Source organism: Polyangiaceae bacterium (genome assembly GCA_016715885.1).
GTDB lineage: Bacteria > Myxococcota_A > Polyangia > Polyangiales > Polyangiaceae > Polyangium.
In genome coordinates this window covers 1-12,789 of sequence record JADJXL010000018.1, presented here as the reverse complement: position 1 = coordinate 12,789, position 12,789 = coordinate 1, and the positions used below count along the sequence as shown (strand labels likewise).

9 protein-coding genes and 2 pseudogenes are annotated in these 12,789 nt (G+C 59.9%); 7 read left to right on the top strand and 4 right to left on the bottom strand.

All coding sequences use genetic code 11. The annotated features are described in order from the left end of the window. The first annotated feature begins 2 nt into the window (after positions 1–2). From IPM54_21270 to IPM54_21255, 4 genes and pseudogenes are all read left to right on the top strand, one after another. A pseudogene (locus tag IPM54_21270) lies at positions 3–1,507 on the top strand (tryptophan 7-halogenase). Beyond that, positions 1,492–2,966 (top strand): annotated as a pseudogene (locus IPM54_21265) (2-hydroxymuconic semialdehyde dehydrogenase). The pseudogenes IPM54_21270 and IPM54_21265 overlap by 16 nt, the downstream one beginning before the upstream one ends. 21 nt (positions 2,967–2,987) lie before the next feature. After that, the gene (locus IPM54_21260) at positions 2,988–3,800 is read left to right on the top strand and encodes an enoyl-CoA hydratase/isomerase family protein (GenBank protein ID MBK9262321.1); all 813 of its coding nucleotides are present in this window, start codon (positions 2,988–2,990) and stop codon (positions 3,798–3,800) included. 5 nt (positions 3,801–3,805) lie between these two features. Further along, positions 3,806–5,005, top strand: coding sequence for an FAD-dependent monooxygenase (locus IPM54_21255; protein MBK9262320.1), 1,200 nt, complete (start codon positions 3,806–3,808; stop codon positions 5,003–5,005). A 142-nt stretch (positions 5,006–5,147) separates the two neighbouring features. Here IPM54_21255 and IPM54_21250 read toward each other — a convergent pair whose 3' ends face one another. Both IPM54_21250 and IPM54_21245 read right to left on the bottom strand, forming a co-directional pair. Next, positions 5,148–5,531 carry a hypothetical protein gene (locus IPM54_21250; protein MBK9262319.1) on the bottom strand — a complete coding sequence of 128 codons (384 nt, stop codon included), beginning with the start codon at positions 5,529–5,531 and terminating at the stop codon, positions 5,148–5,150. Next, positions 5,494–6,951: a hypothetical protein gene (locus IPM54_21245; GenBank protein MBK9262318.1), complete on the bottom strand. Its 1,458-nt coding sequence runs from the start codon at positions 6,949–6,951 to the stop codon at positions 5,494–5,496. The genes IPM54_21250 and IPM54_21245 overlap by 38 nt, the downstream gene beginning before the upstream one ends. Before the next feature lie 859 nt (positions 6,952–7,810). On the opposite strand from IPM54_21245, the gene IPM54_21240 reads away from it, so the two are divergent. The 3 genes from IPM54_21240 (at position 7,811) to IPM54_21230 (ending at position 9,217) form a co-directional block, all read left to right on the top strand. After that, entirely contained in the window at positions 7,811–8,056 is a 246-nt protein-coding gene (locus tag IPM54_21240; protein ID MBK9262317.1) for a hypothetical protein, read from the top strand. A gap of 236 nt (positions 8,057–8,292) precedes the next feature. Beyond that, entirely contained in the window at positions 8,293–8,964 is a 672-nt protein-coding gene (locus IPM54_21235; GenBank protein MBK9262316.1) for a hypothetical protein, read from the top strand. Then, positions 8,924–9,217, top strand: coding sequence for a hypothetical protein (locus IPM54_21230; GenBank protein ID MBK9262315.1), 294 nt, complete (start codon positions 8,924–8,926; stop codon positions 9,215–9,217). Before IPM54_21235 ends, IPM54_21230 begins: the two co-directional genes overlap by 41 nt. Positions 9,218–9,849: 632 nt before the next feature. Here IPM54_21230 and IPM54_21225 read toward each other — a convergent pair. Beyond that, on the bottom strand, positions 9,850–9,939 hold the full coding sequence (locus IPM54_21225; GenBank protein ID MBK9262314.1) for a helix-turn-helix transcriptional regulator: 90 nt from the start codon (positions 9,937–9,939) through the stop codon (positions 9,850–9,852). Between the two features lie 349 nt (positions 9,940–10,288). Next, positions 10,289–10,888, bottom strand: coding sequence for an AraC family transcriptional regulator ligand-binding domain-containing protein (locus IPM54_21220; protein MBK9262313.1), 600 nt, complete (start codon positions 10,886–10,888; stop codon positions 10,289–10,291). Positions 10,889–12,789: the final 1,901 nt, after the last annotated feature.

Below are 12,789 nucleotides of genomic sequence, written 5' to 3'. Positions count from 1 at the left end.
CAATGCAGAATGCAGAAATGTTCGACGCGATCGTCATCGGAGGCGGCCCGGCAGGGTCGACTGTCAGCACGCTCGTCGCCAAACGAGGGCACAAGGTACTGCTACTCGAACGCGAACGTTTTCCTCGTCATCAGGTTGGTGAATCGCTCTTGCCGGCGACGATTCATTTCATCTGCCCACTGCTCGGCGTCAAGGAGGAGATCGAAAAGCCGGTTTCGTCAAGAAGCTCGGCGGTCAGCTACTGTGGGGCAAGGCGAAAAAACCGTGGTCGTTCCATTTCGGCGCTACGCCAGCACTGGCGGGCCCCAATGCATATGCGTATCAAGTTCGTCGCGCCGATTTCGATAACATCCTGCTCCAAAACGCACGAAAATGCGGCGTGGACGTTCGCGAGCAGCACGCCGTCACCGGTTTGATCCAAGAAGGAGGCCGTACTGTTGGCGTGAGCTTCACCGACCACGAGGGCAATCTGCGCGAGGCCCGTGCTCGTTATGTCGTCGATGCTGCCGGAAACACGACCCGTCACGCGAACATCGCCGGCGAACGGGTGTATTCGAAGTATTTCCGCAACATCGCCCTCTACGGCTATTACGAGAATGGCGGGCGTCTTGCGCCGCCCATGGATGGATCGATCTACGTGGCCGCATTCGACGAAGGATGGTTCTGGTACATCCCACTATCGGACAAACTCACGAGCGTAGGGGCCGTCGTCGATCGCAAATATGCCGACTTGCTCAAGCAAGACCCCGCGCGTGCAATGCAAATGTTCATGGATAAATGCCCATCGATTCCCGAGCTGCTCGGCCCTAGCGCGCGTCGCGTCACCGAGGGAATCTATGGCGAGCTCCGCATTCGCAAAGACTGGTCGTATTGCAGTACGCGGTTCTCGAAAGACGGGTTTGTAGCAGTGGGCGATGCCGCGTGTTTCATCGATCCCGTGTTTTCCTCGGGCGTGCACCTGGCAACCTACGGAGCCCTTTTGGCTGCACGCTCGATCAATACCTGCTTGGCAAACCAGATCGACGAAGCCCGCTCCTTCGAGGAGTTCGAGCTTCGCTATCGGCGCGAATATGGCAACTTCTACCAGTTCTTGATGGCATTCTACGACATGCATCAAGACGAAGAGTCGTACTTCTGGAAAGCGCGCGACGTGATTCGGTCCGAGGAAGGCGCGAATGAAGCATTCGTCCGCTTGGTCTCCGGCGTGTCCACGAACCGAGAGCCGGTGTTCCGCTCGGCTGACGAGCTCTTCAACCAAGAAAGCGTTTGGCAAGTCCAGGAGAAATACATCGAGCAGTGGCGAGCTACGCCGAAGGAAAACCGCAGCAAGGAACACCTCGATAGGATGATCACCGAGGTTTCGGATCGCGTCGCCGATGTTTTGTATCCACCCGAGGCACGCGCCCGTACGCTCGACGTGTTCCATTCCGGCCCGGAAGCAACCCGACAACTGTTCACCGATGGCCTCGTGCCGTCCGATGACGAGCTCGGATGGCAGCTCCCATGAGCGCGGCGAAGTTCCGCCACTACATCGCTGGCGAGCTCGTCGATTCGGGGCGGACGTTTCCCGACGTGAATCCCGCGACGGGGCAGCCGTTCGCCGATGTGTGCGAGGCAACGGCGGATGACGTCGATCGCGCGGTGTCTGCTGCAAAGGCTGCGCTTCGGGGGCCGTGGGGGCGAACGACGGGTGCGGAGCGGGCGGAGGTTTTGCGCAGGATCGCCGATGGTGTGGATGCGCGCTTCGATGCGCTGGTCGCCGCTGAGGTACAGGATGCGGGAATGCCCGTCAGTTTGGCGCGGAACGTGGGGATCCCGCGTTGTGCCGCCGCGCTACGCACGTATGCCGACCTGATTGCGGGCACGACCGGCGAGCACCTGGACACGCGCCTTCCCGATGGGTCGACGGCGATCAACGACATCCTGCGTGTGCCGGTGGGCGTGGCGGCGTTGATCTGCCCGTGGAACCTCCCGCTGCTGCTCCTGAGCTGGAAAGTGGCTCCGGCCCTGGCAATGGGCAACGCCGTCGTGGTCAAGCCGTCCGAGAACACGCCGGCGACGGCGACGATGTTCGCCGAGATCGTCCATGCAGCAGGGGTTCCTCCAGGGGTCTTCAACGTGGTGCACGGATTCGGGGCCGGCTCGACCGGCGAGGCTCTGGTCCGGCATCCCGGTGTCGACGCGATCTCGTTCACCGGCGAAACTCACACGGGCGCCAAGATCCAGGCTGCCTCCGCGCCGACGTTGAAGCGGCTTTCGTTCGAGCTTGGCGGCAAGAATCCGGCCCTCGTCTTCGCCGACTGCGATCTCCCCGCAGCCGTCGCAGGTTGCGCGCGTCGGTGTTTGCTCATGCAGGCCAGATCTGCCTCAGCACCGAGCGAATCTATGTCGCACGCGCCATCTTCGAGCCTTTCGTCGAAGCGCTGCGGAAAGCGACTACGAGCGTCGCGGTGGGTGATCCGCGCGACCCCAAGACGATCGTCGGGCCGCTCATCTCCGCCGAGCAACGCGCGCGGGTGCTCGCGTATTATCGGCTCGCAATCGACGAGGGCGCCACCGTGCTCGCGGGAGGCGGCACGCCGCACTTCGCGGATGACCTTGCCGGCGGCACATTCGTCGAACCGACGTTATGGACCGGACTACCCGCTTCGGCTCGTGTTGCGCGTGAGGAAGTATTTGGACCCGCGTGCCATATCGCTCCGTTCGACGACGAAGAGGAGGCCATCCGCCTCGCCAACGACTCCGACTATGGCCTCTCCGCGACGATTTGGACGCGCGACATGGCTCGCGGACTCCGCGTGGCACGTGCTCTCGAAGTGGGAACGACGTGGGTCAACGCGTGGCTGATTCGCGAATTACGTGCCCCGTTCGGAGGCATGAAACGCTCGGGTGTCGGTCGCGAGGGTGGACGCAGCTCACTCGAATTCTTCTCCGAACAGCGCAATATATGCATTACGCTCGGATGAGTGGACCACCAGGTGAACACCATGCAGAAAGAATTCCCGGGTCTCGAGCTCACCATCGACGGCGCGGTCGCGACAATCCGTTTCAATCGTGTCGAGAAGAAAAACGCGGTCAGTCCGGAAATGCATGCCGCGATGCATTCCATCCTCGACCGCATCGAGGCGGACGACGGCGTCAGCATCGTCGTGCTGACCGGCACGGGCGATGTGTTCTGCGGGGGAATGGATCTCGAAAAGTATTTCCTCGACGCCTATTCGACGCCAACTCGCTTCCGAGAAAACCTTGCCGTATCGCATACTTGGATGCGGCGCTGGTTGTCGCTGTCGCGCGTCACCATCGCGGCCATCAACGGCTTGTGCTTTGGAGGCGGGTTATTGATCGCCAACCTTTGCGATATCGCGATTGCCGCGGAAGAGGCCACGTTCGGGCTATCCGAGGTCAACTTTGGCATTTTCCCGTCCGGCGGCACGACGTGGAGCGTGGCGCAGGTCTTTCCGCGTCGACACGCGCTCTATTACGCGCTCACCGCCGAAACGTTCACCGGCACCCGCGCGGTCGAAATCGGTGTCGCCATTCGGGCCGTCCCACGCGCTCGACTCGACCAGGAAATCGCGCAGCTCGTCAATGTGCTGAAGCACAAGAACCGCGAAGCCCTGCATTACACCAAGCGGGTCTACGAGCGCGTACGCACGATGACCTTCCCCGACGCGCAACAGTACGAGGTCGCGATGCTGCACGAATTGACCTATCACACCGATGCAGCGTGGATCCGGCGAGCGCTCGAAAAGTTCAAGCGCCGCGAATACCGCCCAGGAATCGAGTCGTTCGAGGAGTGACTCGAATGCCCATCGATGCAAGCTCCCCCGTCGTCATCGCGGGCGCAGGTCCCGTTGGCCTGTGCCTCGCCCTCGCCCTCGCCCGCGCAGGCATCCCCGTTGCCGTATTCGAGGCCGAGGCCGCGCTGCAAACCGGCCTGCGCGGAGCCGCTTACCACCCGCCAACGCTCGAGTGGTTTCACGCTTGGGGCATCCTGGACGAGGCTCGTCGGCGCGGGATCGAAGTACGACAGCTTCGTTATTGGGAGCGCGCTACGCGCGAGTGTGTCGCGAGTTTCGACTACGCGCTGATTGCGAATGATGCGCCGTTCCCATTTCGATTGCATTGCATGCAAGGCGAGCTTTGCAGAATCGCCTATGCCGCGCTCGCCGGGATGCCCCACGCATCCGTGCATTTCAGCCACCGCCTCGTCGATATTACCGACCATGGCACCCATATCGACGCAACGTTCGAGATTCCAGGCGGCTTGCGCTCGATCCAAGGTACGTTCCTTTGTGGCGCGGACGGGGCCCACAGCACGACACGCAAACGGCTTGGCGTCGCGTTCGAGGGCGTCTCCTACGTCGATCGTTTCCTTGTGATCAACGGCGACTTCGCACCCGAGAGCGTCCTTCCGGGGATGGCGCCGGTCAACTACGTCTTCGACCCTGACGAGTGGGTAATCGTACTGCAATTACCCGGATTCGTCCGCGTTGTGTTTCGGGTCGACGAGAAGGAAGTCGACGCCGACGTGATATCGGATGCTGCGGTGACGGCCCGTCTCGAGCGCTTCCTTGGCGCAGAAGTGCCCAACGTGCGCCGCGAGTGCTCGATTTACAAGGTGCACGAGCGTCTTGCGTCGGCATTTCGTGTCGGGCGGGTCTTGCTGTTGGGCGATGCCGCGCATGTGAACAATCCAACCGGCGGGATGGGGCTCAACGGCGGGATTCTCGACGCTGCGACGCTAGCTTCTGCGCTTACGCGAATTCACCATGGTGCGCTGGCCGAGGTGGAACTCGACACGTATGCGCAGGTTCGCCGGGCGACGGCAGAGCGCGACGTATTGCCGCGCGCGGGTGAAAATTATCGCCAGATGGCCGCTCGTACGGCATCCGAGCGGGCGGCGCGTAATCAGGCCATTCGACGGGCTGCACTCGATTCGACGCTGGCCCGCGCGCACCTCTTGCGATTCTCGATGATCGAGCCGAAAGGCTCCTTTTCCTAGGAGCGGCGCAGCTCCGTGAAAGGCGACGTCTTGGAGGCATAGCGCCCCGTGAGGAAATGCCAATGGTAGCTCGCCGCGATCCGCAAGCGAGAAACACCGATATGGGTGGCGCTGACGCGTCAGTGGGGAAAGGTTGACGCGTTCAGACGGGTTGGGCGGGGACGGTGACAATTTCAATGATACGTCGTTGAACCCATTGATGGAGGTAGAACATGGCCAGAATGACGTCTTGCGGATCGTTGGCGTACGCATCGATCACTTGATCAATGGGCAATCTGCCATCAATGACGTCGAGCAGTCTCTTGCTTTGGTTATCGAAGTTCGTGGTTTCGAGCTCGTGCGGTAAAGCCACGATGCGCGGAACGAGGTGCGTAGGCGGCTCGCGCCGTTGTTGACATAATGCGGCAAGTCGACGAATTGACTTGTTTTCAGGATGAATATGCAAGAATGTTTCTGCAACCGCGAGGGCGTCGTCATAATCGCGCGCCCTAATGCATCCGCTTGATTTCGTTCTGCACCGCGGCATCGTCCAATTCGGTTTGCCTGCGATCGCGCGTCGTTGACGTACTCATTCCGTGAGCCATCATCAACCATTCACGTGTGTTCGAGCGCATTCGGCTTTGTACAGCAAGCGTCGGAACGCCAAGCTGTTTGGCAATCGTCAACGCGTCAACGCGCTGCCCGCGTTCCAATCGTTCGATAGAAATTTCGGCGACGGCTACGTCGAGCCAATCCGGTTTGGACGATTCGAATTCCATTCGTGCGGAACAACTGGAGATGGGTGAATCGACGAGCCTATGGACACACGCGTGTTCGAGCAAGCTACCTGGTTGCACGATTTCGGGCCGGCGGTGACTCGCTTCGATGAACACCAGGAGGCCTTCACGAAACATGGGCGGGTCTGAAAAACTTTGCGTCGGTAAATCCGAGCCACGAATGATGGCCGCGCGTAGGCGCAGCGCATGGATATCGGGACATGACCCGAGCATACCCTCGATACAACTTGTAATAGCGTCGACTTCAGCAACATCAAACGCGCTCCTGAGAGCGAGTCGGTAAGCAGTGAGTAACCCAATCAATGGATTGGCGAACGACGTTTCAACCTTGATATTCTCAATTGAATCGGACGGAGCGCTCATGGAATGCAACCCTGCCTCGACCTCACTGACGAGTTCCCACGTAGGGGCTTTGGGCATCCTTCCAGTCGGCAGTAAAAACGTGCGAATCGACTCGAATCGCACCGACGCCCCGGCATAATCGATGGCGATTTGCGTATCGTATCCTGAGTATACATGAAGAACGATGTCGCGCGTATCCGCCCACCGCAACATGTAGACTCCAGAGGTCAACTCAGCAGAAAAATACGATCCACGGGGGCCATCGCGCCAAGTGTTTTCGCTATTGAACGCAATATCAATGCCGGCGCCATGCAGCGACCAACCAATTCCTGACAAACCATTGTCGTAAAGTATCACCACGAGTCTGCTCGAGGAATTAACTTCATTTGCGTACCCGGAGGTAATAGAAGGTAGCGTATTTACGAGCAAATCAGTCGTACCGGGCAACCAATAACGCGCAATCTGTTGTCTCAAAGGTTCAGGCAACCATGGTACGAGAGCCGTTGGCACCTTTATCCGTGAGGGCATGAGCACTTCACCCATGCGAATGAGTAAAGGATCTATTACAGAACGTGACATCATCCTCGAGTATTTGGGCCTTTCTCCTGCGAAGCATTGCGTCGTCTTCGTTACCGCAGCGCCAAATCGCGTGCGTGATTCAAGACCATTGCGCACCTCTGCCCCTTGGCGGAGTCCCCGATGTCTTGCTTTCTCTTTTACCCCTTGTTCCAGATGGTACTTTAATGACTCCGCCGTCACGATACCGTCAGAACCGGCTGCTGCGCCCTGCAATCCGTCGATGAGGACCGTGGTGAAAATCCCGCGCATTACACTTGACTCATCCGCCGAGCTCTCCACTGCCACCCGCTGAAAATCCGTCGCATACGCCAAAAATACACGCGTAGGTTCTTCTCGTTCGATGGGTCGCGCGAAATCGACATGCGGCGGCAAACCAACTGCGCGCACCGCCCATACGCGGCAGCAATCCAGGAAAAACGCTACCTCGGCAAATGCTCCCGAACGCACGATGACATCGAGCCACGCATCGGAACTAAGTGCCGCTCGGCGCCGCAATTCCGACCAATTTGCCAGACATAGCGAAATGTCACTAGCGCGATCCCCTACGCAGCCGTGGCCGCTGAAATAAAAATAGAAACGACGCGCACGTGTTTCGTTGGCACGTTCGAGAATGACTTCCAAGGCGTCGTTGATCTCGTGCCCAATGGGTGTGAGTGGGTCCGGCGTCGATACGATCGTATGCACATTGGCTGCTGGAACACGGCCCCGTCCGTGGCTACGAGCCACGCCGCAAAGGCTCGCGCATCAGCAATGGCGCCATGCAAATGGCGCACCTTGGGGTGAGTCGTTCACGCCGATGACGAGCGCGTAGTCGTCGCCAGAGCTTTCTGGAACGGCGCGGGCCACCGGGTCGTCATCAGACTCCAAAAACTCGCGTGTCGCGGCAACCATGGTCGAGCTGCATGATTACGCAACTACATTCCAAATGGAAGAAAAAATAAGGTCAAGTACCTTGCCCGTAATGGGCAGGCGCTGTGTTTTCAACGTGCATTTCATGCAGCTACAGCCTTTGCACTTCCGCGAGCGCACTAACGTTGGAGTTGCATGGGTGTTCACAGGCACAGAAAGACGCTCCAGTGCCGAGGACGCTTTTACGGGCACGGTGACAGTGACTCAACGATTCGACTCGGCGTTGCGATTGAACGTCCATTTGCACACGCTCGCGCCGGACGGGATCTACGTGAAAACGGACGATGGAGGGCTGGGATTTCTGCGATTGCCGCGGCCGTCGGAGGACGAGGTGTACGACGTCGCATTTCGTACAACGCCGCAAAAAGGTGCCAACCACTTTCCCGTGAGCTCTGTGCGAGGCTGGACGGCTCGAGGAGCGGCCGTCAAGACGCCGTTTCGGTGAATCTAATTGTGGAAGGAAAGCTTACCGTATCAGCTAGGTTTCGGCTCGCTACCGCCTTCGTCACCAGCATTTCGGTCACGCCGCTCGGCTGTGTATACGCCGTCTCCAAGCTGGTCCGTGACCGGATGCATGTACCGCATGCATCTCGTGCTTCACGACGAGCATGTCGTTTTTTCCGCCATGCGTTTGACCGTAGCGTTTGTCTGCGCTACCTCCGGGCAAGTCGAGACAAACGTATGGACTCCTTTGATCATTCGCTCAAATACCTTCTTCATCAAGAGCCGGCGGATTTTCTGCGTTTCGGGTTTGGCGACGATGCGGTGGTGATCGTGGCACCGAGCGAAAGTGCGCTTCCCTCGCGCGGGCGCGACGTCGATGGTAGTTACCTCGTATATCGGCATGGCAAACAAATGGTTGCGCACGTCGAGTTTCATCGACGGCATCAAAGCACCAAGGACCTGGCCGTCGATGTCGCCGAAGCTCAGATCCGCCTATATCGTCGAGAAGAATGCCTCGTGGAGTCTCACGTTTGGGACTTGTACGGCGATTGCGACGGGACGCTGACGGAAAAACTTTCTTTGAACTACGGCACGGGTTGCTGTTCGACGTACGTACGGATCAATTTGCGAGCCATGGGGTGGCAGGATTTTCTGGCACGTGCGCCGCCTGCGCTTTGGCCGCTCGTGGCACTTACCCGGGACGGAGCGACAGGCGCGGCCGTCGAGAAGGCTCGTGACGCGATCGAAGCTCGCACGGACCGAACATCGAGCGAGCGGGCCGATCATCTTGCGGTGTTGTGGTTCGTTGCTGGAAGCGGAAGATGCTGCCGTGCATCTGCTTCGGGCCTATCTTCAGAAAAGGCGACTCATGGAAAGCACGTTGTACAAGAGCATCTTTGCCGAAGGTGAGCTGGCGGGTGAAGCGCGCGGTGAAGTACGCGCGTACACGGAAACGATTACCCAAGTATTGATACGGTGGCTCGGAACGCTGGACGTCGCCTTTCGACAGCATCTCGCGGCATTCTCGGATCGAGCGATCCTTCGTGCGTGGCAGCAGGAAGCCATCTACTTGCATGGTGCCGATGACGCCCGAAAGCTGATCGAAAGATCGAAGCGACGCCTTTGCCGCCGCCTGCACCCACGCGGGGGCACCTCGAGCTGACTCCTCGGCGACAGCGGAGCCTCACCGTATGCCGGTGGTGGGTGGATGAAAAGAGGGGCCATCATCCCCTCCCAAGAGGACTGGCTCCACGATCAACGCGGCTGCAGCCGCCTCGTCAGCCAGCGAGCGAGCGCGATATTCCGCACGGCCACGCCTACAGCATCGCCTCCGTCCTGCGAACGTCCAGCTCGAGCCCGATGCTGCGGATCCACCCGCGGCGGTTCTCTTTCAAGAATCACGCGTTCATCATTGACGCGGAAAACACGAAACCGAATCTGCCGTTCGCCGAGCTGCCCCTGACGCGGGTTCACTTACCTGCGCACGCAATGACTTCGGCGCAGGGCATCGGCTCTCACACTCGACGCATCTTCGCAAATGGCAACGAGAGCTGCCCCAGCGGCGCTCTCTTGCGCGAAGGTGGTCCTCGTGCGGAAAAGCCCGCTCGCGCCAATCCTGCCCGAATCGCTCAGGCCATTCGACGGGCTGCACGCGATTCGACCCTGGCCCGCGCGCACCTCTTGCGATTCTCGATGATCGAGCCGAAAGGCTGAATTGAAATGCCAACGTTCGGGGAGAAATCCATGTCGATTGTGGGCGAGGTGCAACGCAGCGCCTTTGCCTTTGGTCATCAATCAGGCGATCCTGTGTTTACGACGCCATTCTTTCGGCGTGCACCCGAACCAGCGTCGGAACGCCCGGAAAAAATGGACTCGGCTCCCCAAACCCGACGAGCCCCGCAATCATCCAGGTTGATACCGATGCATCGACGACATAGTTCAGCACCATCTCGCGCCGAATTTGCTCGAAGCACGCCCTCGAAGCTCGTCCCCTCGCTCACCAGCCGGCGCTGAAGCGTACGCGTCGACATGCCCATGCTGCGCGCCACCGCAGATATCTTGGGAATGCCATCGTGGAGCGTGTGCATCAAACGCTGCGGCACCGTGGCGCCTGTCGGTCGCAAGTTTGCGGTCGGGTCGACTTTCGCAAGAACCAAGTCGAGCGCTCGACGGTACAGTGACGTCGTTCGTATGAAGCAGCGGCGTATCGAGCGTCTCCTGGTCGAAAACGATCCTATCGACGAGCGAACCGAAGTTGACAGGCACGCCGAAAAATTCTTCGTGCTCGTCTCGATCCCCAATCGGTATGTGTCGAAATGACACGCGAAGAGGCTTGATGTGCTTTCCGGTGAGTTGCCGTCCGAGCGCGACGGATGACGCCAGTGACGTCTCGTGCATCCCGGATGGGCCCCAATAGCGCTGATGTTTTTCGACCATCGGATGCGTTTGGACCGTTATCCGCATTCCTTCCGGCACGTGCGATATGTGCCGCACGATGAAATTGGTAGCCAAATGCTGAAACTTGCCGAAGTCGACCAAGGCCTGTCTGGAAGGTGGTACCATGCTGCAACATGTTACCGATGACACCATAGCGCCTGGGCACGAAATGCTTACCCACGCGCAAACACGTATTGAATTTCGGCTGATGCATAAATAACATGCGCGAGACTTCGATCTGGCGTTCGAAGTGCACGAGCGCATCGCCGTCTTCGAGCACGTCCACATCGAGCCCTGCGTGCTTCAGCATATCGCGCGGATCCAGCCCCACGCGCATCCCGCCAAGGATGAGGCCCTGCGTGATCGACGCAATGATGTACGGCTCTCCCGACCCCACGAGCCGAGCATGCCAGAAATTTTCCGGCAATCATAGTCGTAAAAACCGACCAAAGGATCGTTTCCGAATCGAATGATATGGGGATTGCTGATCGGGTCGAGGCGAGCTCACCCCATTCTTTTCCTAGGATCGGCGCAGCTCCGTGAAGGGCGACGTCTTGGAGGCATAGCGCCCGTGAGGAAATGCCAGTGGTGGCTGGCCACGATCCACGTGTAGCTGCCGCGAATGTACCGTCGCAGGGCTCCTCGGCGCGCGCATCGATGGCCAAAAGCTCCCCGGTCCACTCCTCGACGAGGGCGACAGCGCGGAAATAACCGCCGCGCAAGCTCCGGTGCTCGTGCGTCATCACCGCGTGCAGCAGGTTGTTCGGGTTTCCCTCCTGCTGGACCTCCTTTTCGTAAGAGAAAATATCATTGCTGACCACGACGAGCAGATTGGAAAGCAGGGCCGCGCGGCGGGCCTCGGCGCTCGTTACGACATCGTCCTCCGTCGCGCTGCCAACCGCGAGCTCGATGAACGGCGGGGACGGTATTGTAGGCGCCCTCGTGGATCCGCTGAGCCAGAAAAGTTTCAGGATCCGGGGTGTGGTCGGTTGCCCAGTTGCGTGCCCCGGTAACGAACCGCGCAGCAGATACTGCGGACGGCCCCGCGGAAGCGATCCACGCAACCGGCCGGTGCAACGGCCTGCACCGTTCGGCGAGGATCAGTGCGAGGAAGCGAACGTTGGGGTCGGCTGCCTCTGTCGTCGTCGACACGTCGCGCCCGGCAAGGAGCTCGAGCAGGGACGAGACGACGCGCTCGTGCCGTGCGAGGTCGGTGGCCAGATCACCACCGCGGACATCGGTGCGATCGTCGAAGCCCACAACCAATAGTGCCAATCGTTGGCGATCCCAGGACCCGGCCGAGGCGTTGGGTAGGCGGTTGCGGTCAGCTCGGAGAAGCGGCTTGCTCTGATAACGACCGAGACCGGCGGCCGCACCTGATAGAGGCCGAGCTCCTGCGTGAGAGAGCGTATGGCGGTCCGCCGCGTCAACGTGCTCATTCCGGATTAGCGTGACCTGAAGCGCATCGCAAGTCCGTGCGAGCCCGCTGAGATCGATCGCCGCTCGATGCAGAGGCGGCTCGGACTGCGGCTCGTACTGCGGTCTGCCAGTGCGGTCGCTGCGGCCCTTCCTGGTTGCGCATGCGCGGAGCGTGATGGCGATCGGGGTCGCAGCCAACCTCGAACGTATTCGCCAAGCGCGCTCGCCTCGGTATTGATCGCAGCGAAGGGGGATTTCCCGGCCTCGAGATCGCTCTGCTGCATCAGCTCGCAGCGTACGGGTGAGCAGCGTGAGGACCTCCCTTCCTCGGCTCAACGCAACAGCGCGGCCCGGGCGGTGCCGGATAGCCTGAGCATCGATGGGGGCCCCTGGAACGAAGCGTGCGGAGAAGGGAACGACCGAATGGGCTGATTGGTACGGTGTCTCTTGACATGATGCGCCATGATGAAACAGCGCGTTTGGATTTAACGACCCCAAACGCCAGATAACTGACTTTGGCGCCAATCGTGTCGCGTCGGCCCGTCGTTTGCCAATCAACGCCCGCTCGGTGTTGTGCTACGTCTTTCGCATGCACGTCAAAACCCTTGCCAGCCTCTTCGCCTGCGCTCTCACGACGTCTTGCACCGCCAGCTCGCAAATCAGCGATCCCACCGGGCGCCTTTACCATTATGTCCGCACGAACCAGGACGGCTCGAGCCCCGAGCACGTGTGGGTTTATCGCAAGAGCGCGTCCGAAGTCGAGGTTGTCAAAGAGGTCAGGCCGTGCTACGCGGCCGTCACAGCGTGCGCTCGACCTCGGACGTCATCTGACAACAAGCCTCGTGGGCGAAAGCAGAAACTCAAACCCGATGGCACACA

What these genes read in the sequence shown, in the direction of transcription:
- IPM54_21245 (MBK9262318.1), bottom strand. Translation starts at nt 6,951, where the DNA reads ATGCGCGGGATTTTCACCACGGTCCTCATCGACGGATTGCAGGGCGCA.
- IPM54_21255 (MBK9262320.1), top strand. Translation starts at nt 3,806, where the DNA reads ATGCCCATCGATGCAAGCTCCCCCGTCGTCATCGCGGGCGCAGGTCCC.
- IPM54_21235 (MBK9262316.1), top strand. Translation starts at nt 8,293, where the DNA reads ATGGACTCCTTTGATCATTCGCTCAAATACCTTCTTCATCAAGAGCCG.
- IPM54_21250 (MBK9262319.1), bottom strand. Translation starts at nt 5,531, where the DNA reads ATGCCGCGGTGCAGAACGAAATCAAGCGGATGCATTAGGGCGCGCGAT.
- IPM54_21260 (MBK9262321.1), top strand. Translation starts at nt 2,988, where the DNA reads ATGCAGAAAGAATTCCCGGGTCTCGAGCTCACCATCGACGGCGCGGTC.
- IPM54_21230 (MBK9262315.1), top strand. Translation starts at nt 8,924, where the DNA reads ATGGAAAGCACGTTGTACAAGAGCATCTTTGCCGAAGGTGAGCTGGCG.